Source organism: Kitasatospora sp. SolWspMP-SS2h (assembly GCF_003259315.1).
In the GTDB taxonomy this organism is placed as follows: domain Bacteria; phylum Actinomycetota; class Actinomycetes; order Streptomycetales; family Streptomycetaceae; genus Kitasatospora; species Kitasatospora fiedleri.
On the sequence record NZ_QLLT01000045.1, the window covers coordinates 1 to 23801 of the forward strand.

Genomic DNA, 23801 nt, shown 5'->3' on the forward strand with positions numbered 1-23801 from the left:
TCGAGGCCGGGGATGTCAACATATCTGGCGTTGACTTTTGGCACGCTGTTGAGTTCTCAAGGAACGGACGCTTCCTTCGACCGGCCTTCCGACCGCATCTCCGGGCGCTTCGTTCTTTCGTGTTCCCAGCTTATCAGATCCGAGCTCCTGCTCTTTCCCGACTCGCTTTCGTCTTCCGCGCCCTGACGGCCCGTCCGACGTTTCAAACTCTAGCCGATCCCCGCTCCGAAAAGCGAATCGGCCGCAATCTCCGGAAAAGCGCACGGCAAAATACGAACGGGGACGCGAAAGACACGCGACCCGCCACGGATCAGCCGAACCGGTTTCTCAAGGGATTGGCCGCCCCGGGACCGTCCACGCAGACACGTGTCCGGTGCTCCCTGCCGAGCGACCAGTGAACACTACGCCGGATCCGGGCCCGGTGCAAACAACCGCCCGCGGCCGGCCCGGAAGGTGTCTTCCGGGCCGGCCGCGGGCGGGGTCGGGATGGGGTTTCGGGGGGTCAGACCTGGCGGGCCATCTCCTCGGCGATCGCGGCGGCGAAGGAGTCGATGTCCTGTTCGGTGGTGTCGAAGGCGGCCATCCAGCGGACTTCACCGGTGTGCTCGTCCCAGAAGTAGAAGCGGTAGCGCTTCTGGAGGCGCTCGCTGACCTCGCGCGGGAGGAGCGCGAAGACGGCGTTGGCCTGGACGGGGCGGACCACGGTGACGCCGGGAATCTCGCGGACGGCGGCTTCGAGGCGGCGGGCCATCGCGTTGGCGTGGCCGGCGTTGCGGAGCCAGAGGTTGCCGGTGAGGAGTGCCTCGAACTGGACGGAGACGAAGCGCATCTTCGAGGCGAGCTGCATCGAGGTCTTGCGCAGGTACTTGAGGTTGCGGACCTTCTCGGGGTCGAGGACGACCACGACCTCGCCGAGCAGCAGGCCGTTCTTGGTGCCGCCGAAGGAGAGGACGTCGACCCCGGCGTCGGTGGTGAACTCGCGGAACGGGACGCCGAGCGAGGCGGCGGCGTTGGCGAGCCGGGAGCCGTCGAGGTGGACGAGCATGCCGCGCTCGTGGGCGTGCTCGCAGATCGCCCGGATCTCGTCGACGGTGTACAGGGTGCCGAGTTCGGTGGACTGGGTGATCGAGACGGCGAGCGGCTGGGCGCGGTGCTCGTCGCCCCAGCCCCAGGCCTGCTGGTCGATCAGGGCGGGGGTGAGCTTGCCGTCGGGGGTGGGGACGGTGTGGATCTTGATGCCGGCGAGCTTCTCAGGGGCGCCGCCCTCGTCGACGTTGATGTGCGCGCTCTCGGCGGCGATCACCGCGCCCCAGCGCGGGAGCAGCGCCTGGAGGGCGACGACGTTGGCGCCGGTGCCGTTGAAGACGGGGTACGCCTCGGCGCGGTCGCCGAAGTGGCGGCGGAAGACGGTCTGGAGGTGCTCGGTGTAGGCGTCCTCGCCGTAGGCGACCTGGTGGCCGTCGTTGGCGAGGGCGATCGCGGCGAGCACCTCGGGGTGGACGCCGGCGTAGTTGTCGCTGGCGAAGCCGCGGACGGCGGGGTCGTGGTGCCGTACCGCGTCGGTGGCGCCGGGAGTGCCGGGGGTGCCGGTGGTGCCGGGGTTGGAGGTGGTCATCGGGCTGTCAGCCACAGGTGCTGTCCGTTCAGTTCTGCTGCGGGGCGGTCCCAGAGGGACGCCAGGGTGGTGGCCAGGTCGGCGGTGTCGGTGAAGCCTGCGAACTTGGCGTCCGGCTTCTCGGCCCGCATCTCGGGGCTGACCAGGGCCTTGATGACCAGGATGACGGCCGCCGCGGTGGGGTCGCCGTCGGGGGCGGTGGTCTCCTTGCGGAAGGAGTCGGCCATCGCCAGGGTCCACGCCTCGGTGGCGGCCTTGGCGGCGGCGTACGCGGCGCCGCCCGCGGTGGGCTTGTGCGCGGCGGCGGCGGAGACCATGGCGTAGCGGCCGGCGGGGCTGCGGAGCAGGGCGGGTTGGAAGGCCAGCGAGGTGTGCTGGAGGGTGCGGACGACGGTGTCGTGCAGGAAGTCCCAGTCGTCGATCCGGGACTCGAAGAAGGTCTTGCTGCCGCGCCAGCCGCCGACCAGGTGGAGCAGGCCGTCGACGTGGCCGTGCTCGGCCTCCAGGTGGTCGGCCCAGTCGTGGACCTCCTGCGGGTCGAGCAGGTCGATGACCTGGCTGTGCGCCTCGGCGTCGGGGACGGCGGTGCGGACGGCGGCGAGGGCGGCGTCCAGGCGGTGCTGGTCGATGTCGGCGCCGATGACGGTGGCGCCGTCGGCGGCGAGGCGGCGCAGGGCGGCCTGGCCGGCCGGGCCGCTGGCTCCGGCGACGGCGATCACCTTGCCGTCGAGGGGGCGGGTGCTCATGCGGCGACCTCCTGGGTGCTGGTGCCGGTGATGCCCTTGGTGTCGGCGATCACGCGGCGGAGTTTCTTGGACAGGGCCTCGTAGAACATGCTGAGCGGGAACTCGTCGGGGTGGACGGCGTCGCACAGGGCCTTGCGCAGGGCTTTGTCGTCGGTGAGGTCGAGCGGGAGCGCCTCGGGGCCCTTGGCCCAGGTGGAGGCGGGGTGCGGGGTGAGGTAGCGGGAGACCAGCTGGTAGGCGGCGATCCAGTGGGCGGTCTTGGGGCGGTCGATGCCGTCCCGGTAGAGGGTCTCGATCTCGGCGCAGAGCGCGTTGGTGGTGGCGGCGACCCGGTCCCAGTCGATGGTGAGGCGGTTGTCGCGCCAGCGCAGGGCGTCGTGCTTGTGCAGGTAGGCGAAGAGCAGCTGGCCGCCCATGCCGTCGTAGTTGCGGACCCGGTCGCCGGTGACCGGGAAGCGGAACAGGCGGTCGAAGAGGATCGCGTACTGGACGTCGCGGCCCTGGGGGTGGCCCTCGGCCTCCAGTTCGACCGACTCCTTGAAGGTGTTGAGGTCGCAGCGGAGCTCTTCGAGGCCGTACATCCAGAACGGGCTGCGCTGCTTGATCATGAAGGGGTCGAACGGCAGGTCGCCGTGGCTGTGGGTGCGGTCGTGGACCAGGTCCCACAGGACGAAGGTCTGCTGGGTGCGTTCCTGGTCCCGGAGCAGCTCGGCGGCGTCGGCGGGGATGTCGAGGTCGAGCTGGCGGACGGCGCTGGTGGTGACGGCGCGGAAGCGGGCGGCTTCGCGGTCGCAGAAGATGCCGCCCCAGGTGAAACGTTCCGGCGCTTCGCGGACGGCCACGGTCTCGGGGAAGAGCACGGCGGAGTTGGTGTCGTAGCCGGCGGTGAAGTCCTCGAAGGCGATGCCGAGGTAGCCGGGGTTGTCGAAGCGGGTGCGCTCCAGTTCGGCGATCCAGTCGGGCCAGACGACCTTGAGCAGGACGGCTTCCAGGTTGCGGTCCGGGTTGCCGTTCTGGGTGTACATCGGGAAGACGACCAGGTGGCCGGTGCCGTCGACGCGGTGCTCGTTCGGGCGGAAGGCCAGCAGCGAGTCGAGGAAGTCGGGCTCGCGGTAGCCGGTGTCGGCCCACTTGGCGAGGTCGGTCCGGACGGCGTCCAGGTAGGCGGCGTCGTGCGGGAAGAGCGGGGCGAGCTCGGCGACGGCCGCGCGGACGGTCTCGACCAGCGGGTCGACCGTGGGGCGCGGCACGGCGGAGAGGTCGATCGAGCCGTCCTTGGACTGCAGTGGCCGGAGGGCCTCGACGGCGTTCTTGAGCCGGGTCCAGGCCGGGTGGGTGACCGGGTCCGTGGCGTGGGCGTCGCCCGCGAGCGCGAGCGTCGACGAAAGATTCTGCATCACAGGCTCACTTCGACAGGAGTTATTTCGACAGGACCACGTTAAATGCGAAAGGTTCTCCGGCTCAAGACCGGTCTGACGGTAGACGCTCCAGTTCGTAGTACCGTCGCCCGCCGTTCCCGCCGCGGTGGATGAAAACGGACAGCTGCGACGCCGGCCGGACCGGGACGGCCGACCTGCCCCGACCATGCCCCGGCCCCCACCGCCCCGCCACCGGGGCACCCACGCCGGTCACGGGCCCGCCCGCGCCTCGGTGCGCCCCCGTTCACGCCCTGCTGCACCCGGGCGGGGTCGGTGATCGTGGGGGGCGGCGGCATCCGGCGGATCCGGCACGGGAGAGGAAGCGGCGCACCGTCCGACGCTGGTGGAGTGGAGGGCGCCGGGACGTCCGGCGGGTCCGGCACGGAGGGGGACGCGATGCACGGTCCGGCGCTGGTGAGCTGGCTGCTGGCGGCACTGGCCGCGAGCAGCGGCGGTTACTGCGGGTGGCGGGTGCGCCGCTGGAGCAGCGCTCAGGCCTGCGGCGGGCGGCACCACCTGGCCCGCCGGGAGTCGGACGTGCTGGAGGCCGCGATGGGCCTGGGCATGGCCGGGATGGCGCTGCTGCCGGGGGTGTTCTGGGGCTGGCCGTACGCGCTGCTGGCGGCGGTGCTGCTGGTCGGCGCGCTGGCCGGGCGCGGCGCGGGGCTGCGGGTGCACCGGCTGCACCACGGGATCGGGGCGCTGGCGATGGCGTACATGGCGCTGGCGATGGCGGGCGGCGGCGGATCGGCGGGCGGCCACGCCGGGCACCACGGGCAGCCGGGCGGGCTGCCCCTGCTCACGGGGGCGCTGCTGGTGTACTTCGGGGTCTACGCGCTGTGGGAGGGCAGCCGGGTGCTGACCGCGGGCGGCGCGGTGGCGGTGGCGGGCGGTCCGGCGGTGACGGTGGCGGCGCCGCTGCCGCGGGCCTGCCGGGCGGCGATGGGGATCGGGATGTTCGCGATGCTGCTGTCGATGTGAGGCACGGGCGCCCGGCCGGGCCGGGCCCTCCGCGCGTTCCGCCGCCGCCTCCCCTCCTCCGTTTCCTCTCCGCTTCCTCTCCGGTTCCCCGCCGCCTCCCCTCCTCCGTTTCCTCTCCGCTTCCTCTCCGGTTCCCCGCCGCCTCCCCGTCCGCGCGTTCCACGGCCGCGCGGGCGTGCGGCCGGCGGGACGGCTGACGGGGCGTCGGGCGGGGCCGGGGCGGTGGCGGGGCGTGGCCTTGGTCACTGGACCGACCCGGCCGTTCCGCCCGGGCGTGCGGCGGCATAGGTTGGGGGGAAGCGCACCGCCGCGCCTCGGACCCCTCCCTCGGGGAGACCTTGCCATGACGGCACTGCTGAGCCTGCTGCTGCTCGGACTGCTGCTCGCCACCGTGGCGCCCAGCCGCCTGGCCCGGGCCCGCTGGCCGGAGCGCGAACCGGTGCTGGCCCTGTTGGTGTGGCAGATGCTGGTGGTCGCGGTGCTGCTGTGCTGCGTGCTGAGCCTGCTGCTGGCGAGCGCGGCGGCGCTGCCGGCCTGGCGGGACGTGGTGTTCTCCGGTGCCCCGGCCGGGGTGGAGGGCGCGTACGAGCTGGCGGGCCGCGAGGGGTGGGGGCGGCTGTCCGCGGCGGTGCTGGCGGCGGGCGGGCTGTGGACGGCGGTGTCACTGGCCCGGGAGGTCCGGTCGGCGCGGGCGGAGCGCGGTCACCGGCACGCCCAACTGGTGCGGCGCGCACCGGAGTTGCCGATTTCGCTGCTGCCGCGCCGGCGCCGGGGGCGGGAGCCGCTGGTGGTGTTGGAGAACGTCCGGCCGCAGGCCTGGTCGCTGCCGGGGCCGCGGGCCCGGCTGGTGGTGACGACGGGGGCGCTGCAGCAGTTGTCGGACCGGGAGCTGGCGGCGGTGCTGAGCCACGAGCGCGGCCACGTCCGGGCCCGGCACCACTGGCTGGGGCAGTGCGCGCAGGCGCTGGCGACGGGGTTCCCGGGGGTGGGGGTGTTCTCCGCGTTCCGGGACCAGGTGGCGGTGCTGGTGGAGCTGGCGGCGGACGACCGGGCGGCCCGGCGGCACGGGCGGGTGACCACGGCGCTGGCGCTGGCGGAGCTGAACAGCGAGGTGTTCGCCTCCTGCCCGCCGGCCCAGCTCGCGCAGTCCCCCGCCCGGGTGGACCGGCTGCTGCTGGGCGAGCCCCGGCTGCCGGTGCCGGCCCGGCTGGGCTGGACGCTGGCGGCGCTGGCCGCCCCGCTGGGCGCGGCGGCCCTGGCGGTGGCGCCGGGGCTGTCGGCGCTGCTCTGACCGGGCCGCGGCCCGGCCCCCTTGCGCGGCACGGCCGCTGACGGCCCGTCGGCGCCGCCCCGGCACCCGGCGTCCTGGAGCCCGCCGCCTCGAAGCCGACCGCCTCGAAGCCCGCCGCCTCGGAGCCCGCCGGACGCCGCCGACGGGCCGTCAGTCCTCGGGGGCGAGCGTCTCGGCGAGGATGCGCCGGTGCACCGGGCGGGCCAGGCGGTAGCGCTCGCGGCCCTCGTCGGTGAGCGCGATGTAGATGCCGCGCCGGTCGTCGACGCAGTGCGTGCGCTGGACCAGGCCGGCCTTCTCCATCCGGGCGACCAGCCGGGAGAACGCGCTCTGGCTGAGGTGGACGGTGCCGGCCAGGGCCTGCGCGCGCTCGCCGAGGCCGGGCTTCTCCCGCTCGAACTCCCGCAGCCGCTCCAGCAGTTCGAACTCGCTGACGCCGAGCCCGTACGCCTCGCCCAGCTCGCGGTCGATGGCGCAGGAGGTGGCCGCGTGCCGGGCCAGCAGGGCGCGCCACTGCTCGCTGAGCGCCGTCTCCGCGGACGGATCGTGGTCTGGGTCGAAGTCGGTCACGCCGCCAGGTTAGCACATGCACGCACATCTGTTGCGGCCGCATTAAATGCGCTTGCATCTCATGCACATGCATGTACCGTTCTGTGCCATGACCGACACGACGGTGACCCGCACGCCTGCGGCCGACCACCCGCCCGCGACCGACCAGACCCGCTGGAGCCCGCGCCTCTGGGGCGCCCTGGTGGTGCTGTGCGCCGCGATGTTCCTCGACGCGCTCGACGTCTCGATGGTCGGCGTCGCCCTGCCCTCCATCGGCGCCGACCTGCACCTGTCCGACTCCGCCCTCCAGTGGGTGGTGAGCGGCTACGTCCTCGGCTACGGCGGGCTGCTGCTGCTCGGCGGCCGCGCGGCCGACCTGCTCGGCCGCCGCCGGGTGTTCCTGGTGGCCCTGGCCGTCTTCGCCGCCGCCTCGCTGCTCGGCGGCCTGGTGGACAGCGGGCCGCTGCTGATCGGCGCCCGCTTCCTCAAGGGCGTCAGCGCCGCGTTCACCGCCCCGGCCGGCCTGTCCATCATCACGACCACGTTCCCGGAGGGCCCGGCCCGCAACCGCGCGCTGTCCATCTACACCACCTGCTCGGCCGCCGGCTTCTCGCTCGGCCTGGTGATCAGCGGCCTGCTGACGTCGGCGGGCTGGCGGCTGACGTTCCTGATGCCCGTCCCGGTCGCCCTGATCGCGCTGGTCGCCGGCGTCAGGCTGCTGCCCCGGCGGCACGACGGGCACCGCGCCTCCGGCGGGTACGACCTGGCGGGCGCGGTCACCGGCACCGCGGCCGTGCTGCTGCTGGTCTTCACGGTGACGGAGGCCCAGGGCGCGGGCTGGCTGTCGGTCCGCACGATCGGGTCGCTGCTGCTGGTGGCGGCGCTGGCCGCGGCCTTCCTCGCCATCGAGGCGCGCACCGCCCACCCGCTGGTCCGGCTCGGCATCTTCCGCGACGCGGGCGTCCGCCGGGCGAACCTGACGGCGCTGACGCTGATGGGCAGTTACGCGGGCTTCCAGTTCGTGGCCACGCTGTACCTCCAGCGGCTGCTGGGCTGGTCCGCGCTGGAGACGGCGCTCGGGCTGCTGCCCGGCGGCGCGGTGGTGGCCTTCTCGGCGGGCGCCGTCGGCCGGCTGCTGGACAGGTACGGCCCGGCCCGGGTGCTGCCGGTCGGCGTGGCCTCGATGGCCCTCGGGTACGCGCTGTTCCTCCGGCTGGACGAGCACAGCGGCTTCCTCGGCCTGGTGCTGCCCAGCATGCTGCTGATCGGCGCGGGCTTCGCGCTGGCCTTCCCCTCGATCAACGTGGCGGCCACCTCGGGGGTGGCGGACGACGAGCAGGGCCTGGCCTCGGGCCTGGTGAACACCGCGCTCCAGGTCGGCGGCGCGATCGTGCTGGCCGTCACCACCGCGGTGCTCACCGCGGGCAGCGCAGGCGGCACCGACGCGCACGCCCAACTGGCTGGCTACCGGACCGCGTTGCTGCTGGTGACGGGCACCACGGCGCTCGGCCTGCTGGTCGCGCTGACGGGCGCGGTCCGGGCCGGTCGCCGCGGCCCGGCGGCCGATCCGGCCCCGGTGCCCGACTACGTCTACCCCGCGGCGCCGGCGGCGGCGCGCCCGGCGGAGACCTCCGCGTCGGAGGCGCTGCTGTCGGAGCGCTGAGGAGGGCCCGGGCGGTCGACCCCTCGCCGCCCCGAGCACTCCGACCGCCGCCCGTCGGATCGTCCTCGGGGAGCCGGCTCCACCAAACCCCCGTGTTGGTGGAGCCGGTGCGCGGTCCGCCCCCGGCCGGGCCCGAACGGTTCGGGCGGGCGGCGCGGTGCGGGCTTCGGAGCAGACACCATGGCAGTTGGCCGGGCCACGGTCAATGCACCCGGCCGCTCCGAGACCCAACCGACGCACTGCTCAAGGGGGTTGAGCCGCACCCCGCGCCACCGGCGCACCACCCGGGCCCCCGGCAGGTCGGACGAGCAGATGGACCGGCAGCCGGACCGGCGGCCCCTACTGGTTCTTGAGGATGGACTGCAGCAGGTCGAGGGTCTGCTGCGGGGTGAGGCTGTCCACGCACAGCCGCTCCATCACCTGGAGGTACTCGTCGACGTCGTCGCGCTTGTCCAGGTAGAGGGCGCTGGTGAGCTGCTCCAGGTAGACCACGTCGGGCAGGTCCTGCTCGGGGAAGCGCAGCACCGAGAAGGCGCCGCTCTCACCGGCGTGCGCGCCGAACCGGAACGGCATCACCTGGACCACCACGCTGGGGAGTTGGGCCAGTTCCACCAGGTGCTCCAGCTGGGCCCGCATCACCTCGGGGCCGCCGACCGGGCGGCGCAGCGCGGCCTCGTCGATGACGGCCCAGAACGTGGGGCCGCGCCCGTCGGTGATCAGCTTCTGGCGGCGGGCGCGCAGGGTGACCCGGCGGCCGATCTCGGCCTCGTCCAGGGTGGGCCGGTTCTGGGCGAAGATCGCCCGGGCGTACTCCTCGCACTGGAGCAGGCCGGGGACGAACTGCACCTCGTAGGTGCGGATGAGGGCGGCGGCCTCCTCCAGGCCGATGTAGGTCTGGAACCAGTTGGGCAGCACGTCGTTGTAACTGTGCCACCAGCCGGACTTGTTGGCCTCGCGGACCAGCGCCAGGAGGGCTTCCCGGTCGGGGCCGGCAGCGAGCCCGTAGAGGCTGAGCAGGTCGGCGACGTCGCGCTCCTTGAAGGAGACCCGGCCGAGTTCCATCCGGCTGATCTTGGACTCCGAGGCGCGGATCGCGTAGCCGGCGTCCTCCCGGGTGATGGCGCACCCCTCGCGGAGTCGACGGAGCTGCGAGCCGAGGAGGATGCGGCGCACCATCGAGCCCCCGCCGGGCTGAACTGTGGTCATCTGACCAAACCTCCACGTGGACGGACCAGTTGCACAGTCTGCCATCAGTCGGGCGCACTGAGTGCCGGTAGTGGCACAGCAGGTTGCCGCTTCGGCCACTCCGGTGTCCATCTTGCACGTGCATCCGGACCATGCATATGCCAATCGCACGACTGCACGTGAATCGACTCTTGCATCTGCCGTGAGCGCAGAGGACCATGGTGCACGTGCACTTGCACGCCCTGGCAATCCCGCGGGCACCGCGTCGACCCCATGCGCGAATCCGCACACCTTCCCGGCAACGCCCGCGCGTCGCTGGGTACTTGCGTGTGCGGACCGGTCGGCCGACGGTCCGGCGGCCGAGCGAGTCGGAGGTGACCGGCATGGCCCCGGTGGGTCCCGCCGTGTCCGCCCCCTTATGGGAGGAGCTCTTCATGAGCACCGGTACGGTCCTGGCGACCGACCCTCATGTGGTCAGCTGCACTCTCGCTCCCCGCTTCGAAGCCGTGCGCACCGCGCGGGAGTTCACCAGACGGTCGCTGGACGCGTGGGGGCTCGGGGACATCTTCGACGACGTGGCCCTGGTGGCCTCGGAGTTGGTGACCAACGCGCTGCGGCACGCGCTCGGCCAGAGCGAGCCATCGCTGGTGCCCGCGCAGAGCGCTCCGCAGTCGGCGGCCGGATCGCTGCCGATCCGGATCAGCCTGGTGCACCGCGCGCCGCAGGTGGTCTGCGCGGTCAGCGACCCGTCCAGCACCGGGCCGATCGCCCGGGAGGCCGACTTCGTGGCCGAGTCCGGCCGCGGCCTGCACCTGGTGGACTCCTTCTCCCGCTCCTGGGGCTGGCACCCGCTGGCCGGCGCCGGGAAGGTGGTCTGGGCGCTGTTCGACGCCCGCACGGAGCAGCCGGGCCCGGAGCAGCTGTCGAACGCCGGCCGGCACCGCCGCTCCGCCTGACACCCACACCGCCCGCCCGTCCGCGGCGCGGCGCGGTGACGGTGGCACGCCCCCGGGCCCGCCACGCCCACGGCCGGTCGCACCCGAAGGGGCCGGAGGGTCCGGAAGGCCCGAAAGGGCCGAGAGGGCCGAAAGGGCCGGAGCAGCACGACCGGAGCAGCACGAAGGCCGTCGTGGGAACTCCCACGACGGCCCGGACACACGGGGGTCGGCCCTCGGTCAGGGCGTGCCGCCCAGGTGGTCGAACTCCCCGTCCTTGACGCCGAGCAGCATCGCGGTGATCTCGTCCCGGGTGTAGACCAGCGCCGGCCCCTGCGGGAAGCGCGAGTTGCGCATCGCCACGTCACCGTTCGGCAGCGCGGCGAATTCCACGCAGTTGCCCTTCGAGTTGCTGTGACGGCTCTTCTGCCAGACCACCCCGTCCAGGTCCGTCGCCGCCATGCCGTTGTACGCCTCACGCATTGTTCTCTCCCCATAGCCCGGCGAACGCCTCACTTGACGTGATGATAGCTCTCCTGCACGTGCATCAGCATGGGAAATTTCCTGTGCAAAAGAACGTGCCGATGCCGACACCATCCCTTCACAGCAGCGTAATTGACCGTGCGTAAGCGGACACAGCCGGGCGAAACGCCAGTCACTCCATGACCGTCCGCACACAATCGCCAGCGCGTTGTCGATCATCACCACCTTCCACGCGGCTCACAGGCAGTCACGATTCCCCCTGTGATCACTGTCACTTCCCGGCGGAAAGCCGCCCGCTGTCGGCATCCGGCTGCAACGCGCGCGGGCACATGTCCTACGATCTGGCGCATGAGCACCGCAGCCATCCCGGGCGCGCCACTGCCCGTCCGTACGCCAGGCTCCCGTGCGCGGGGGCGCCACCGCCGTCCCGAGCGCCCCGAGATCATGCCCGGTTCGCCCGCCCTGGTGCTGGCGGTCCCGGCCGCCGCCGGGCCGGAGAGCCGCCCGGTCGTCGAGGAGCTGCTGTCCGTCGTCCGCACCGAGCAGTCGGGCATCGAGGTGACGGCGGCCTACCTGGGCGGTGAGGGCGCGCCGACGGTCGCCGACCTGCTGTCGGCCGCCGCCGAGGCGGGCCTGCCCGCGCCGCTGGTGGTCCCGCTGGTCCCCGGGCCGCACGACTTCCTGCCCGAACTGCACAAGCTGGCCGCCGAGACCGGCGCCCGGGTGCTGGACCCGCTGGGCCCGCACCCGCTGCTGGCCGAGGCCGTGCACGTGCGGCTGTCCGAGGCCGGGCTGGCCCGGGCCGACCGGGCCCGGCTGTTCGCCATCGCCACCGCCGCCGACGGCGTGGTGCTGACCACGGTCGGCGGCGAGGAGGCCGCGGCCTCGGCGGGCATCACCGGCGTGCTGCTGGCCTCCCGGCTGGCGGTCCCCGTGGTCCCGGCCGCGCTGGACGTGCCGGGTTCGGTCGCCGCGGCCGTCGCGCACCTGCGGGCCACCGGCTCCGAGCGCCCGGCGCTGGCCCCGCTGGTGATCGGCCCGGAGGCCGACCCCGAACTGCTGGCCACCGCCGCCGAGGAGACCGGCTGCGCGAGCGCCGCCCCGATCGGCGCCTACCCGACGGTGGGCCAGCTGATCGCCTCCGCCTACCTGGCCGCGCTCCCCGAGCCGACCCAGGAGCAGCTGGAGGCCGCCGAGGCCGCGGCCGAGCAGCAGCGCACCAGCTCGGGGGCGCACGCCGCGCGCTGACCCCGGCCCACGGACCGCGACGGGCGGGAGCAGCGCATCGACGCGCTCCCGCCCGTCGCGCTTCCCCGCCACCGGCCTGCGGCCCGTCACCGTCCCGCGCCCCGACCCAGACGGCGCCCCGATCCGGACGGCGGCCCCGGCGCGACCTCGACCCGCAGCACCGGCCCGCAGCACGGCCTGTGCCACCCGGCCCGCAGCACCGCCCATGCCGCCCGGCCCGCGCCGGTTCAAGCCCGCGGCCCGCCGGTTCAGCCCGCCGTGATCCGCCCGGTCCGCGGCGCGCTGTCGGTGAAGGCGAGCGCGGGCAGGGCCACCGGTCGCGGCGGGACGGGCGCCTCGGCCGGCGCGGTGACGGCGTTCCACCGGCTGCCCGCCACTCCCTGCCCCCCGCTCCCGCCGCCACCACCGCTGTCCCCGCCTCCCCCGCCCTTGCTGAGCGCGACGGTCTGCGTCTGCCCGGCTGGGCGGAACAGGATGCGGGTCGGGTCGGGCGACTCCGGGTCGAGCCACAGTTCGCTGCCTGCCGGGCCGCCGAACTCGCAGTCCAGCACCGCGATGTCGTCGGGCTTCCCGTCGTCGGTGGCCCGGAACGCCACCCCGGCCCTGCGGTAGCCGGTCAGCCGGCTGCGGCTCAGGGTGACGGTCTCCCCGGCGAGTTGGTGCTTGAGCGTGGCCACCGCGTAGTCGGACTGCCCGGCGGCGTCGATCAGCAGCCCGTCGAGGACGGTGCCCCGGTCGCGGCCGAGCGCGTGCACCGCGATGCCGCCGGCGGCGTTGCCGTACAGCACCGAGGCGGTGTAGTCGAAGTCGTTCAGGTAGGCGCCGTGCTCGATGCCCCAGCCGCCGTTGTGGTAGGCCGCGTACTGGGTGACGGTGTGGTGGTGCTCGGCGTTCAGCCAGACGAAGACGCCGTTCTCCAGGTTGTTGTGCGCCAGGCAGCGTTCGAAGGTCCAGACGCCCTCGCTGGTCTCCGGCCACTCGTAGCCGGACGCGCCGGTGGCGCCCTGGACGCCGACGGCCACGCAGTCCCGGGCCGAGGAGCCCGTCCCGGCGCCGAGGCTGAACCCGGTGAGCCGGTAGCCGCGCGGGTTGGGCTCGAAGACGGTGCGGGAGGCGACGCAGCCCTCGTAGGCGATGTCGTCGGACGGGCCCTGCGGGGTGCGGGTGTCGATCGGGCCGTCCCACCAGTAGGCGTCCTCCCAGGTCTCGTGGGAGATGCAGCCGCGGAAGGTGATGCCGTGGCTGGCGTGCGGCACGAAGGCGTGGCTGCCGGTGTCGCGGACCACCACGCCCTCGACCACGGTGCCGCGCGAGGTGTCCAGCAGCATGTGGAAGTGCAGCCCGTACCGGCCCAGCACCGCTTCGGTGACCGGCTTCCCCTCCCAGGTGTCCTTGCCGTCGGCGCGCGGGCCGAGCCAGCGCAGCGCGGCGTGCCGGACGTCGGGCGGGCGGCTGGAGGTGAGGTGGACGTGCGCCCGGCCCTGCGCGGTGCCCTCGACCCGGACGTTGCGGCTGAGGTTGAGCACCTCCGCGCCGAAGGTCGCGCCGCCGCCGAGCGCCACCCGGGGGTGGGCGTGCCGCAGCGGGGCGGTCAGGGTGACGGTGGCGCCGTCGACCCGCGCGACGGTCACCAGGTCGTACGCGGTGGAGAAGTCCTCGGTGTCGGGCGGCGCGGTGGGGGTGACGGCCAGTTCGTCGCCGGGCTGCCAGCCCTCGGGGGCGGCGGCCAGCTTCAGCGCGGTGTCGCCGGGCCGGAGGTCGGTGGCGGCCCGGGTCCAGGCGGTGCGGGGGGCGCCGTCCAGGCGCAGGTAGCCCTGGCCGGTGACCCAGAGGCCGGTGTCGCTGTCGACGACGGTCATGCCGCCGCCCGCGAAGCGGCGCTCGTCGACGTGCGGGAAGCGCAGGGTGTGGGTGTGCGCGGCGTCGGGGGCCAGCGCCAGGACGCCGCGCACCTCGACGTTGCCCGCGCTGGCCAGGGTGAGCGTCCGGTCCGCGGCGAAGACCAGCGAGCCGCTCCGCTCCACCAGCAGCGAGCCGACCTCGGCGTCGGCGTCCAGCACCACCTTGTCGGTGATCCGCACCGCGCTGCCGGGGCCCGGCGGCCTGCCGCCCCAGCCCTCGGCGTCCGACCACTTGCGGCCGCCGCCGTCCAGCACCGGGGGCGGCACGGAGGGCTGCGGGCTGCCGGACGCGGGCGGCGGGGCGCCGGTGCCGTGCTGGTGGCCGGGGGGCGCGCTGGTGCCGGTGCCGAGCGGTCCGGGCCGGGCGGCGGGCTCGTCGGCCCCCGCCAGGGACTGCCGCAGGACCACTCCCCCGCCGAGGGCCGTCGCCGTCCCGACCGCCAGCCAGGTCAGCATCCTGCGCCGCCCGACCGGCGGGCGCCGGTGCCGCGCCGGGGGTTGCTCGCCGTTCCGCTGCTGTTCCACCGCGACCGCCTTTCCGGGGCCCGCGACCCAGAGTCGTCGGGGGCAGCATAGGCGGAACGGCCGCCGGAAAGCGGCGGATTCCCTTTCGCTTAAGCATTCTGACGTACGGTCAGCCAACTGTTCGATGCCCGTGCCGGGGCGCTCCGCGCGGCACCCGCCGGGTGGACATACCGCCCGAACCAGGCAAATGCCACGCTCCAAATGCCGTAAAGCATGAATATAGCCCCATATCTAGACATAAAGCTATAAAGCGGACACAAGATCGCTTATCGACTGACGCCCGGGCAGGTTCCGCCACCCGTCCGGGAGTTCGCCGGATATCGCTTGATCGCCGATTCCGGGCCCTGTGACGCCCGTCACCGGCATTTGCGGATTGCGTTGAATTCCGCTTAATCTCCTGCCCACGTTCGTGGACACACGGACCCAGCTCACCCGGGACGCCGAGTCCTGCCGCCGGGTGGGCCGGCTCATGCACAACGCACCACGGCAGGGGCGGGGGAACCAGGTAAGTCGCCCCGGGCGGTCGAAGGACCGCACGGGGCTCGGGGTGAAGCCGGGCGCACCACACGGTGCGCGCGGCCGGGCAACTCCAGCCCGAATCCGACAGCTCACCTCGCAGGCGTGGGAGAGGAACGCTTCTTCATGCTGCCCATCAGCGCCAAGCGCGCCCGCCGCCTGATCGCCACCACCGGTGTCGTCGGCATCGGGCTCACGATCCCCTGCCTGACCGGTGGCGCCGCCTCCGCGGCCACCGTCTCGACCTGGGACAAGGTCGCGCAGTGCGAGTCCACCGGCAACTGGTCGATCAACACCGGCAACGGCTTCTACGGCGGCCTCCAGTTCACCGCCTCCACCTGGGCCGAGTTCGGCGGCACCGCGTACGCCTCGCGCGCCGACCTGGCCACCAAGGACCAGCAGATCTCCGTCGCCGAGAAGGTGCTGGCCTCGCAGGGCCCCGGCGCCTGGCCGGTGTGCTCGATCCAGGCCGGCCTCACCAAGGGCGGTGCCGCCCCCGAGGTGAACACCTCCGGCTCCGCGCAGACCCAGGCCCCGGCCCCGGCCCGGACCCAGCAGACCCAGACCCAGACCCAGCAGCCGCAGGCCCAGCAGTCGCAGCCGCAGTCCGGCGGCAAGGGCAAGTCCCAGCACGGCTGGTCGCAGGGCACCTCGCAGGCCCGGCCGCAGGCCGAGCAGAGCGCCCCGGCCGCCACCACCGACCGGGCCGCCGGCACCTACACCGTCGTGGCGGGCGACTGGCTGTCCGCGATCGCGCAGAACCAGCACGTCGACGGCGGCTGGCAGAAGCTGTACGACCTGAACCGCTCGGTCCTCACCGAGGGTCCGGACATGATCTACCCGGGTCAGCAGCTCTCCCTCGGCGGGTCCGCCACCGCGCAGCAGTCGGCGCCGGCCGCCGAGTCCTCCGCCGCCAAGCCCTCCACCACCAAGTCCTCCGCCGCCCAGGGATCGTCCTGGACGAACAACCGCTCCGCCGCCAAGCCGTCCGCCGCCCCGGCGAAGTCGTCGACCGGCTCGACGCAGACCGCCACCGCGTCGACCGCCACCACCACGGCGGCCACGACCGCCGGCACCACCACCGCCGCCAAGGCGACCGGTTCCAAGGCCGCCGCGATCGACTTCGCGCTGTCCAAGGTCGGCCAGGCGTACGTCTACGGCGGCACCGGCAACGGCGGCTGGGACTGCTCGGGCCTGACCCAGGCCGCGTTCCGCCAGGCCGGCATCAGCCTGCCGCGCGTCGCCGCCGACCAGGCCGACTACTCGACCCGCGTCTCGCTGGACAGCCTGCAGCCGGGCGACCTGCTGTTCTGGTCGAACAACGGCTCGAACTCGGGCGTCTACCACGTCGCCCTGTACGTCGGCGACGGCAAGTACGTCGAGGCCGCGAACCCGAGCGCCGGCGTCCGCACCGAGACCGTCGCCAACTGGGCCCCCGACTTCGCGGGCCGCGTCTGACACCCGGCACACCGCCGCTGCCCCCGGGGACCCTGGTCGGCCCCGGGGGCAGCGGCCTATCCTCGGCCCGAGAAGGCTCGACGCTCGACGCTCGACGACCGGGGAGCAGCACCATGGCGAAGATGACGATCACGCTGGACGCGGACCTGGCCCTGGAGGTGATGATGCGCGTCGGCGCCGCCAGCCCCCAGGACGCGGTGGAACTGGTCGTCCGCGACTACCTCTCCACCGACCGCCGCACCATCGCGCGCACCGGCGGCACCGGGGACGGCGAGCGCTTCGCCCCCCAGCCCCCCACCGCAGAAGAGGGCTGACCCCCGGCGGGCGACCGGGGCTCCCGGAGCCCGCAACCTCCGTGACTGTCAAGTAACTTACCGTCTAGTAAGTTTACCGGCGAGTACCTACCCTGGGCGAACCCCCACCCCACCCAAGGGAGTTCGCTCATGGCACACCCCCTCGCCCGGGCCGCCCGCGCCGCCCGCCCACCCGTCGAGGTGCTCCGCACCGGCGGGCGGGTCGTCGAGGCCCGGTCCGCGTACCTGGTGCCACCGCCCGGGGACGGGAGCCTGGGCGACCTGCCGTTCCGCAACGCGGCGGCCGCACCGGAGGCGGTGGTGCTGACCCGCCGTCAACCGGACGGCTCCTGGCGGGACGTGACGGCGCGGGAGTTCGCGGACCGGGTCGCGGCGGTGGCCCGCGGCCTGGTCGCGGTCGGGGTGGGCCCCGGCGCGCGGATCGTGCTGATGTCGCGGACCAGGTACGAGTGGACGCTGCTGGACTTCGCCGCCTGGGCGGCCGGCGCGTGCGTGGTGCCGGTGTACCCGACCTCCTCGGTGGAGCAGGCGGAGTGGATCGTCCGGGACTCGGGGGCGGTGCTGGCGCTCGCGGAGGACGCCGGAACCGCCGAGGTGCTGACGGTCGCGATCGCCCGCACCGGCGGCACGGTCCCGCTGTGGCGGCTGGACGAGGACGCCGTCGGCGAGCTCACCGCCCTCGGCCGCCCCGTCCCCGACGAGGAGCTGGACCGCCGCCGGAGGGCCCGGGGCCCGGCGGACGAGGCGACGCTGATCTACACCTCGGGCACCACCGGGCGCCCCAAGGGCTGCCTGCTCACCCACGCCAACTTCCTCACGGAGGCGGCGAACTGCCACGCCCTGCTGGGGCCGGTCTTCGAGGAGGCGACCGGCCGGGCGCCGTGCACCCTGCTGTTCCTGCCGCTGGCGCACGTGCTGGGCCGGATGATCCAGGTGACCTGCGTGTACGGCCGGGTCCGGATCGGCCACAGCCCCTCCCTGAAACCGGCCGACCTGCGGCCGGACCTGGCCTCCTTCGGCGCGACCTTCCTGGTCGGCGTCCCCTACCTGTTCGAGAAGATCCACCAGTTGGGCCGGGCCGAGGCGCAGTCGAAGGGCGCGGTGAAGGTGTTCGACCGGGCGGCCGCGGTGGCGGTGCGCCACGCCCGGGCCGAGCTGAACGCGCTGGCCGGCGGCCGTCCGGTGCCGCTCCCGCTGCGCCTGGCGCATGGCCTGTACGACGCGCTGGTGTACCGGCGGGTGCGGGCGGCGATGGGCGGGCGGGTGCGGTACGCGATCAGCGGCGGCTCCTCGATCGACCCGGAGCTGCTGCTGTTCTTCGCGGGCGCGGGCGTGCTGGTGCACGAGGGCTACGGGCTGACCGAGAGCAGCGGCCCGTCCACGGTGAACCCGCCGCTGCGACCGCGCCCGGGCACGGTCGGGCAGCCGGTGCCGGGCAGCGCGGTGCGGATCGCCGAGGACGGCGAGGTGTTCCTGTCCGGCGGTCAGCTCTTCGACGGCTACTACGAGTTGGGCGCACCACGGCCCCGGCGGCCGCAGTGGTTCGCCACCGGCGACCTGGGCCGGCTGGACGAGGACGGCTACCTGACCGTCACCGGCCGCAAGAAGGAGGTCCTGGTGACCTCCGGCGGCAAGAACGTCTCCCCCGGCCCGCTGGAGGACCGGCTGCGCGGCCACCCGCTGATCAGCCAGGCCCTGGTGGTCGGCAACGGCCGCCCGTACGTGGGCGCGCTGCTCACCCTGGACGCCGAGGCGGTGGAGCGCTTCCTCGCGCTCGACCCGCCCACCCCTCCCGCCGCGGCCCCCGCCCCCGCACGCGCCGCGCCGGACGGCGTGGACGTCGGCAGCGCCGTCCCGGTGCACCCGGCGGTGCTGGCGGCGCTCGCCGAGGCGGTGCGGGGCGTCAACGCGACGGTCTCGCGCGCCGAGTCGATCCGGCGGGCGCGGGTGGTGGCGGGCGACTTCACCGAGGAGCGCGGACTGCTGACCCCCTCGCTGAAGGTGCGCCGCCAGGCTGTCGGCGCCGCCTACCGCCGCGACGTCGAGCAGCTCTACGCGTAGCGGACGGCCCTCGGGAGGCGGTCCTCCCGGGGGCCGCGCCGTGCGGGGCGCCCCAGCCGTGCGGGGCGCCCCAGCCGTGCGGGGCGCCCCAGCCGTGCGGGGCGCCCCAGCCGTGCGGGGCGCCTCAGCCGTTGCGCGGGCCCGACCCGGTGGAGCCGCGCATCACCAGCTCGGGCTGGAACATGAACTCGGAGCGCTGCGCCGGGTTCCCGCCGACCTCCTCCAGCAGGGCGTCGACGGCGGCGGTGGCCATCGCCTCGACCGGCTGCCGGACGGTGGTGAGCGGCGGTTCGGTGAACGCTATCAGCGGGGAGTCGTCGAAGCCGACCACCGAGACGTCCTGCGGCACCGACAGCCCGCGTTGGCGCACCGCCCGGATCGCGCCGAGCGCCATCATGTCGGAGCCGCAGACGATCGCGGTGCAGCCCTTGTCGAGCAGCGCCTGGGCGGCGGCGTGCCCGCCCTCCACGCTGAACAGGGTGTGGTGGACGAGCTCCCCGGCCTGCTCCTCGGTGCGCCCGGTGAGCTGCCGGACGGCGGCCGTGAAGCCCTCGATCTTGCGGAGCACCGGCACGTACCGCTGCTGGCCGACCGCGAGGCCGATCTTCTCGTGGCCGAGTTCGACCAGGTGCTGGACGGCCATCCGCATCGCGGCCCGGTCGTCCGGGGAGATGAACGGCGCGGCGATCCTGTCGCTGTAGCCGTTGATCAGCACGAACGGGACCTGACGGCCGGTGAGTTTGGCGTACCGGTCGTGGTCGGCGGTGGTGTCGGCGTGCAGGCCGGAGACGAAGACGATGCCGGCGACGCCGCGCTCCACCAGCATCTCGACGAGTTCGTCCTCGGTGGAGCCGCCCGGCGTCTGGGTGCAGAGCACCGGCGTGTAGCCGTGCCGGCTGAGCACCTGCTCGATGACCTGGGCCAGGGCCGGGAAGATCGGGTTGCTGAGCTCCGGGGTGATCAGGCCGATCAGCCCGGCGCTGCGCTGGCGCAGCCGGGTGGGCCGTTCGTAGCCGAGGACGTCGAGCGCGGCCAGCACGGTCTGCCTGGTGGTCGCGGAGACGCCCGCCTTGCCGTTGAGTACGCGGCTGACGGTGGCTTCGCTGACCCCCGCCTGCGCCGCGATGTCGGAGAGTCGCGCCGTAGTCACGATCCCAGAGCCTATTGCAACCACGTCAGACCGCCCACCACGCGGTGCTGTCGGCCGGGAGTTCTACGCCGTTCTCCGCAGGGCCGGTCTCGGCGGAGGCGAGCAGCAGGCGGCCGGGGGCGGGGATGCGGACGCCCTCGCCGGTGGTGTTGACGGTGCACACGAAGGAGCCCCGGGCCGAGTCGCGCCGGAAGGCCAGCACGCCCTCGGGGGCGGGCAGCCAGCCGACCCGGTCGCCGGCGCCGAGCGCGGGCTGGGCGCGGCGGACGGCGAGCGCGGAGCGGTAGAGCTCCAGCGTCGAGGTCGGGTCGCCGGTCTGGACCTCCACCGACAGGCCGGCCCACTCGGCGGGCTGCGGCAGCCAGCTGGGGCCGCCGGGGTGCGGGCCGAAGCCGTAGGGGGCCTCGGTGCCGGACCACGGGATCGGGACGCGGCAGCCGTCGCGGTAGCCGTCCTGGCCGGCCTGCCGGAAGAAGGACGGGTCCTGGCGGACCTCGTCGGGCAGGTCGGTGACGTCGGGCAGGCCGAGTTCCTCGCCCTGGTAGAGGTAGGCGGAGCCGGGCAGCGCGAGCATCAGCAGGGTGGCGGCGCGGGCCCGGCGCAGGCCGAGGGCGCGGTCGCCGGGGGTGCGGATCTGGGTGCCCAGGCCGGGCGGGTTGGCGAACCGGGTGGCGTGCCGGGTGACGTCGTGGTTGGAGAGCACCCAGGTGGTGGGGGCCTGCACCGGGCGCATCGAGTCGAGTGAGACGTCGATCACCTCGCGCAGCGCGGCGGCGTCCCAACCGGTGCCCAGGTACTGGAAGTTGAACGCCTGGTGCAGTTCGTCGGGGCGGACGTAGTTGGCGGTGCGCTGGATGGTCGGGGTCCAGGCCTCGGCGACGCCGATCCGGTCGCCGGGGTACTCGTCGAGGATCTGCCGCCAGCTGCGGTAGATGGCGTGCACGCCGTCCTGGTCGAAGAACGGCATGACGTCGTTGCCGAGCAGCTTGAGCTGGTCGTGGCCGCCGAGGTCGGGCAGGCCGGGGGCCTTGACCAGGCCGTGGGCGACGTCGATCCGGAAGCCGTCGACGCCCATGTCGAGCCAGAACCGCAGGATGGAGCGGAACTCGTCGGCGACCGCCGGGTTGTCCCAGTTGAAGTCGGGCTGCTCGGGGGCGAACAGGTGCAGGTACCAGTCGCCGGGGGTGCCGTCCGGGTCGGCGGTGCGGGTCCAGGCCGGGCCGCCGAAGATGGACTCCCAGTCGTTGGGCGGCAGTTCGCCGTCCGCGCCCTGGCCGGGGCGGAAGTGGTAGCGCTCGCGCAGCGGGGAGCCGGGGCCCTCGCGCAGCGCGCGCTGGAACCACTCGTGCTGGTCGGAGGAGTGGTTGGGGACGAGGTCGACGATGATCCGCAGGCCCAGCTCGTGGGCGTCGCGGATCAGCGCGTCGGCGTCCAGCAGGGTGCCGAACATCGGGTCGACGGCCCGGTAGTCGGCCACGTCGTAGCCGGCGTCGGCCTGCGGGGAGGCGTAGAACGGCGAGAGCCAGACCGCGTCCACGCCCAGGTCGCGCAGGTAGGGCAGCCGGGCGCGGATGCCGGGCAGGTCGCCCATGCCGTCGCCGTTGCCGTCGGCGAAGCTGCGCGGGTACACCTGGTAGATGACCGCGTCCCGCCACCAGCCGTCTCTGGCGGCGTCGTTCGCGGCAGTCGTCCGGGCGGCGGGACCGGCGGCGGGAACGGCGGGCCCGGAGGCGTCGGCCAGGTTCTGGGTCATTGGACGGTCTTCCCTTGGAGGCGGTGGAAGTGGCGTGGGAGGTGGCGGGGTTCAGGACTTCGCGGCGCCGGCCGTCAGACCGGTGACCAGGTGGCGCTGCACCAGGTAGAAGACGACCGCGGCGGGGATGGCGATGAGCACCGAGGTGGCGGCCATCAGCTGCCACTGGTGGTCGTGCTCGCTGACGAACGAGGACAGGCCGACCGCCAGGGTGTACTTGTCGGACGAGAGCATGAAGGTCGAGGCGTAGGCGACCTCGCCCCAGGCGGTGAGGAAGGAGTAGAACGCCGCCACCGCCAGGCCCGGGCGGGCCAGCGGCAGGATCAGCCGCCAGAAGGTGCCGATCGGGGAGAGCCCGTCGACCCGGCCGGCCTCGTCGATCTCCACCGGGATGGTGTCGAAGTAGCCCTTCAGCAGCCAGGCGCAGTAGGGCACGGTGGTGGCCGAGTAGACCAGGATCAGGCCGGTGTAGCTGTCCAGCATGCCGAGGTTCGACAGGATGTAGTACATCGGCACGATCAGCACCGCGATCGGGAACATCTGGGTGACCAGCAGGGTCCACATCAGCTGGCGGTAGCCGGGGAAGCGCATCCGGGAGACCGCGTAGCCGGTGGAGGCGGCGATCAGCACGCCGATCACGGTGGTGCCGGCGGCCACGATCGCCGAGTTGCCGAACCAGGTGAAGAACCCGGTGTCGTTGATCACCTTGCCGTAGTTGGCGAGGGTCATCTTGTCGAAGATCTTCGCCGGGTGCAGGTAGTCGTTGTCGTCCGGCCCGAGCGAGATGTACGCGATGTACAGCACCGGGAAGAGCGCGATCAGGCTGGCGACGATCAGGGCGCCGTGCGCGAGCGCGGCGGCCAGCGGCGAGGACCGGCCGCGGCGGCGGACCTTGGCGGGGCGCTCGGTGGTGGCCGCTCCGGCGGCGGGGCGGTCGGCGGTGAGTGTCATGGGGCTGCCTGCCTGGTCGGGTTCCTCGGTCGGGGAAGCGGTCTCGGGGCTCATCCGTTGGCCTGCTCGTTCCGGGCCAGCCAGCGGCGGTAGAAGCTGGTGAAGACGACCAGGATCGACAGCAGCAGGATGCCGTAGGTCGCGGACTGCGCGTAGTCGGAGGGCTGTTGGCCGAAGCCGAGGCGGTAGGCCCAGGTGACCAGGATCTGCGCGTCGGGGGCGCCGGAGCCGAACAGCAGGAAGATGACCGCGAACTGGTTGAAGGTCCAGATCACGCCGAGCAGCACGACGGTGGAGGAGACGGTCCGCAGGCCGGGCAGGGTGACGTAGCGGAAGCGCTGCCAGGGGCTGGCGCCGTCCATCTCGGCGGCCTCGTACAGCTCGCTCGGGATCGACTGGAGCCCGCCGAGCAGCGAGATCATCATGAACGGCACGCCGACCCAGGTGTTGACCATGATCGCGGCGGCCTTCTGCGCCAGCGGGTCGGAGAGCCAGGCCGGTTCGGGCAGGTGCAGGAAGGACAGCAGTCCGTTGACGGCGCCGCCGTCGGCGAGCATCAGCCGCCAGGAGAAGACGGTGACGAAGGTCGGCACCGCCCAGGGCAGGATCAGCACCAGCCGGTACAGGCCGCGGCCGCGCATCTTCCGGTTGAGCAGCATCGCCAGGGCCAGGCCGATGGTGTAGTGCAGGACGACGCAGATCGCGGTCCAGGCCACCGTCCAGATGAAGTGCGACCAGAAGCGGTCGTACGCGGTCGGCCCCCACAGCACGTCCGCGTAGTTGTCCAGCCCGACGAAGTCGAAGCTGTCGGGGATGTGGTTGACGCCGATCTGCCGGCCGACGTTGAGGCTGGTGGCGTTGGTCAGGGTCAGGTAGATGCCGCGCACCAGCGGGTAGCCGACCAGCACCCCCAGGACGATCACGACCGGCGCGATCATCGCGTAGGCGTACCAGTACTTCGAGTACGACAGCCTGATGCGCTGTACGACCGCAACTGCCATGGGTTGACACCTTCTCCGGGAGGTCCGCCGCCTGCCTCGGCGACTGCTGGGGGGCTG

The 23801-nt window shown here is 73.5% G+C and carries 19 protein-coding genes and 1 riboswitch; of the genes, 8 read left to right on the forward strand and 11 right to left on the reverse strand.

Going from position 1 to position 23801, the window contains the following annotated elements:
* Positions 1–502: 502 nt before the first annotated feature.
* From K353_RS32395 to K353_RS32405, 3 genes are read right to left on the reverse strand one after another with little or no spacing between them, the layout of a single operon-like run.
* On the reverse strand, positions 503–1615 hold the full coding sequence (locus K353_RS32395; protein ID WP_111557060.1) for a low specificity L-threonine aldolase: 1113 nt from the start codon (positions 1613–1615) through the stop codon (positions 503–505).
* Positions 1612–2361, reverse strand: a complete 750-nt coding sequence (locus K353_RS32400) for an SDR family NAD(P)-dependent oxidoreductase (RefSeq protein WP_111557061.1) — start codon at positions 2359–2361, stop codon at positions 1612–1614. The genes K353_RS32395 and K353_RS32400 overlap by 4 nt, the downstream gene beginning before the upstream one ends.
* Entirely contained in the window at positions 2358–3758 is a 1401-nt protein-coding gene (locus K353_RS32405; protein ID WP_111557062.1) for a DUF6421 family protein, read from the reverse strand. Before K353_RS32405 ends, K353_RS32400 begins: the two co-directional genes overlap by 4 nt.
* Before the next feature lie 417 nt (positions 3759–4175).
* Between K353_RS32405 and K353_RS32410 the strand changes: the two genes are divergently transcribed.
* Both K353_RS32410 and K353_RS37045 read left to right on the forward strand, forming a co-directional pair.
* Positions 4176–4760 (forward strand): DUF5134 domain-containing protein, encoded by a 585-nt coding sequence (locus K353_RS32410; RefSeq protein ID WP_111557085.1) that lies wholly within the window; start codon positions 4176–4178, stop codon positions 4758–4760.
* A 343-nt stretch (positions 4761–5103) separates the two neighbouring features.
* On the forward strand, positions 5104–6051 hold the full coding sequence (locus K353_RS37045) for a M56 family metallopeptidase (protein ID WP_111557063.1): 948 nt from the start codon (positions 5104–5106) through the stop codon (positions 6049–6051).
* A gap of 150 nt (positions 6052–6201) precedes the next feature.
* Here the strand turns inward: K353_RS37045 and K353_RS32420 are convergent, their stop codons facing one another.
* Positions 6202–6621: a MarR family winged helix-turn-helix transcriptional regulator gene (locus K353_RS32420; protein ID WP_111557064.1), complete on the reverse strand. Its 420-nt coding sequence runs from the start codon at positions 6619–6621 to the stop codon at positions 6202–6204.
* Positions 6622–6709: 88 nt separating this feature from the next.
* Between K353_RS32420 and K353_RS32425 the strand changes: the two genes are divergently transcribed.
* Positions 6710–8263 (forward strand): MFS transporter, encoded by a 1554-nt coding sequence (locus K353_RS32425; protein ID WP_111557065.1) that lies wholly within the window; start codon positions 6710–6712, stop codon positions 8261–8263.
* A gap of 339 nt (positions 8264–8602) precedes the next feature.
* On the opposite strand, the gene K353_RS32430 is transcribed toward K353_RS32425, so the two are convergent.
* Entirely contained in the window at positions 8603–9469 is an 867-nt protein-coding gene (locus tag K353_RS32430; RefSeq protein ID WP_111557066.1) for a helix-turn-helix transcriptional regulator, read from the reverse strand.
* Between the two features lie 413 nt (positions 9470–9882).
* Here K353_RS32430 and K353_RS32435 point away from each other — a divergent pair, with 413 nt between their 5' ends.
* Positions 9883–10404 carry an ATP-binding protein gene (locus K353_RS32435; protein WP_111557067.1) on the forward strand — a complete coding sequence of 174 codons (522 nt, stop codon included), beginning with the start codon at positions 9883–9885 and terminating at the stop codon, positions 10402–10404.
* Positions 10405–10623: 219 nt separating this feature from the next.
* Here the strand turns inward: K353_RS32435 and K353_RS32440 are convergent, their stop codons facing one another.
* A complete protein-coding gene (locus K353_RS32440; protein WP_030462206.1) occupies positions 10624–10866 on the reverse strand; it encodes a DUF397 domain-containing protein in 243 nt (80 codons plus the stop codon).
* A gap of 348 nt (positions 10867–11214) precedes the next feature.
* On the opposite strand from K353_RS32440, the gene K353_RS32445 reads away from it, so the two are divergent.
* Positions 11215–12114: a sirohydrochlorin chelatase gene (locus tag K353_RS32445; protein WP_233533976.1), complete on the forward strand. Its 900-nt coding sequence runs from the start codon at positions 11215–11217 to the stop codon at positions 12112–12114.
* 248 nt (positions 12115–12362) lie between these two features.
* On the opposite strand, the gene K353_RS32450 is transcribed toward K353_RS32445, so the two are convergent.
* A complete protein-coding gene (locus tag K353_RS32450; protein ID WP_111557068.1) occupies positions 12363–14540 on the reverse strand; it encodes a hypothetical protein in 2178 nt (725 codons plus the stop codon).
* A 467-nt stretch (positions 14541–15007) separates the two neighbouring features.
* Positions 15008–15177: riboswitch (cyclic di-AMP (ydaO/yuaA leader) on the forward strand.
* Positions 15178–15182: 5 nt separating this feature from the next.
* On the opposite strand from K353_RS32450, the gene K353_RS37050 reads away from it, so the two are divergent.
* The 3 genes from K353_RS37050 to K353_RS32475 all read left to right on the forward strand — a co-directional run bounded on the left by K353_RS37050 (position 15183) and on the right by K353_RS32475 (position 18889).
* On the forward strand, positions 15183–16514 hold the full coding sequence (locus K353_RS37050) for a transglycosylase family protein (RefSeq protein WP_158585555.1): 1332 nt from the start codon (positions 15183–15185) through the stop codon (positions 16512–16514).
* A 113-nt stretch (positions 16515–16627) separates the two neighbouring features.
* On the forward strand, positions 16628–16828 hold the full coding sequence (locus tag K353_RS32470) for a hypothetical protein (protein WP_111557069.1): 201 nt from the start codon (positions 16628–16630) through the stop codon (positions 16826–16828).
* A gap of 129 nt (positions 16829–16957) precedes the next feature.
* Positions 16958–18889 carry a long-chain fatty acid--CoA ligase gene (locus K353_RS32475; protein ID WP_111557070.1) on the forward strand — a complete coding sequence of 644 codons (1932 nt, stop codon included), beginning with the start codon at positions 16958–16960 and terminating at the stop codon, positions 18887–18889.
* 124 nt (positions 18890–19013) lie between these two features.
* Here the strand turns inward: K353_RS32475 and K353_RS32480 are convergent, their stop codons facing one another.
* From K353_RS32480 to K353_RS32495, 4 genes are read right to left on the reverse strand one after another with little or no spacing between them, the layout of a single operon-like run.
* Positions 19014–20039: a LacI family DNA-binding transcriptional regulator gene (locus K353_RS32480; RefSeq protein ID WP_199528315.1), complete on the reverse strand. Its 1026-nt coding sequence runs from the start codon at positions 20037–20039 to the stop codon at positions 19014–19016.
* 25 nt (positions 20040–20064) lie between these two features.
* Positions 20065–21792, reverse strand: a complete 1728-nt coding sequence (locus tag K353_RS32485) for a glycoside hydrolase family 13 protein (protein ID WP_111557072.1) — start codon at positions 21790–21792, stop codon at positions 20065–20067.
* Positions 21793–21843: 51 nt separating this feature from the next.
* Entirely contained in the window at positions 21844–22743 is a 900-nt protein-coding gene (locus tag K353_RS32490) for a sugar ABC transporter permease (protein WP_111557073.1), read from the reverse strand.
* A gap of 50 nt (positions 22744–22793) precedes the next feature.
* Positions 22794–23744, reverse strand: a complete 951-nt coding sequence (locus tag K353_RS32495; RefSeq protein ID WP_111557074.1) for a carbohydrate ABC transporter permease — start codon at positions 23742–23744, stop codon at positions 22794–22796.
* Positions 23745–23801: the final 57 nt, after the last annotated feature.

Bases quoted from the DNA above. Each gene is read 5' to 3' on its own strand.
- K353_RS32400 (WP_111557061.1), bottom strand. From the start codon at position 2,361: ATGAGCACCCGCCCCCTCGACGGCAAGGTGATCGCCGTCGCCGGAGCC.
- K353_RS32410 (WP_111557085.1), top strand. From the start codon at position 4,176: ATGCACGGTCCGGCGCTGGTGAGCTGGCTGCTGGCGGCACTGGCCGCG.
- K353_RS37045 (WP_111557063.1), top strand. From the start codon at position 5,104: ATGACGGCACTGCTGAGCCTGCTGCTGCTCGGACTGCTGCTCGCCACC.
- K353_RS32445 (WP_233533976.1), top strand. From the start codon at position 11,215: ATGAGCACCGCAGCCATCCCGGGCGCGCCACTGCCCGTCCGTACGCCA.
- K353_RS32440 (WP_030462206.1), bottom strand. From the start codon at position 10,866: ATGCGTGAGGCGTACAACGGCATGGCGGCGACGGACCTGGACGGGGTG.
- K353_RS37050 (WP_158585555.1), top strand. From the start codon at position 15,183: ATGCTGCCCATCAGCGCCAAGCGCGCCCGCCGCCTGATCGCCACCACC.
- K353_RS32470 (WP_111557069.1), top strand. From the start codon at position 16,628: ATGGCGAAGATGACGATCACGCTGGACGCGGACCTGGCCCTGGAGGTG.
- K353_RS32485 (WP_111557072.1), bottom strand. From the start codon at position 21,792: ATGACCCAGAACCTGGCCGACGCCTCCGGGCCCGCCGTTCCCGCCGCC.
- K353_RS32425 (WP_111557065.1), top strand. From the start codon at position 6,710: ATGACCGACACGACGGTGACCCGCACGCCTGCGGCCGACCACCCGCCC.
- K353_RS32395 (WP_111557060.1), bottom strand. From the start codon at position 1,615: ATGACCACCTCCAACCCCGGCACCACCGGCACCCCCGGCACTCCCGGC.
- K353_RS32495 (WP_111557074.1), bottom strand. From the start codon at position 23,744: ATGGCAGTTGCGGTCGTACAGCGCATCAGGCTGTCGTACTCGAAGTAC.
- K353_RS32405 (WP_111557062.1), bottom strand. From the start codon at position 3,758: ATGCAGAATCTTTCGTCGACGCTCGCGCTCGCGGGCGACGCCCACGCC.
- K353_RS32435 (WP_111557067.1), top strand. From the start codon at position 9,883: ATGAGCACCGGTACGGTCCTGGCGACCGACCCTCATGTGGTCAGCTGC.
- K353_RS32430 (WP_111557066.1), bottom strand. From the start codon at position 9,469: ATGACCACAGTTCAGCCCGGCGGGGGCTCGATGGTGCGCCGCATCCTC.
- K353_RS32490 (WP_111557073.1), bottom strand. From the start codon at position 22,743: ATGACACTCACCGCCGACCGCCCCGCCGCCGGAGCGGCCACCACCGAG.
- K353_RS32475 (WP_111557070.1), top strand. From the start codon at position 16,958: ATGGCACACCCCCTCGCCCGGGCCGCCCGCGCCGCCCGCCCACCCGTC.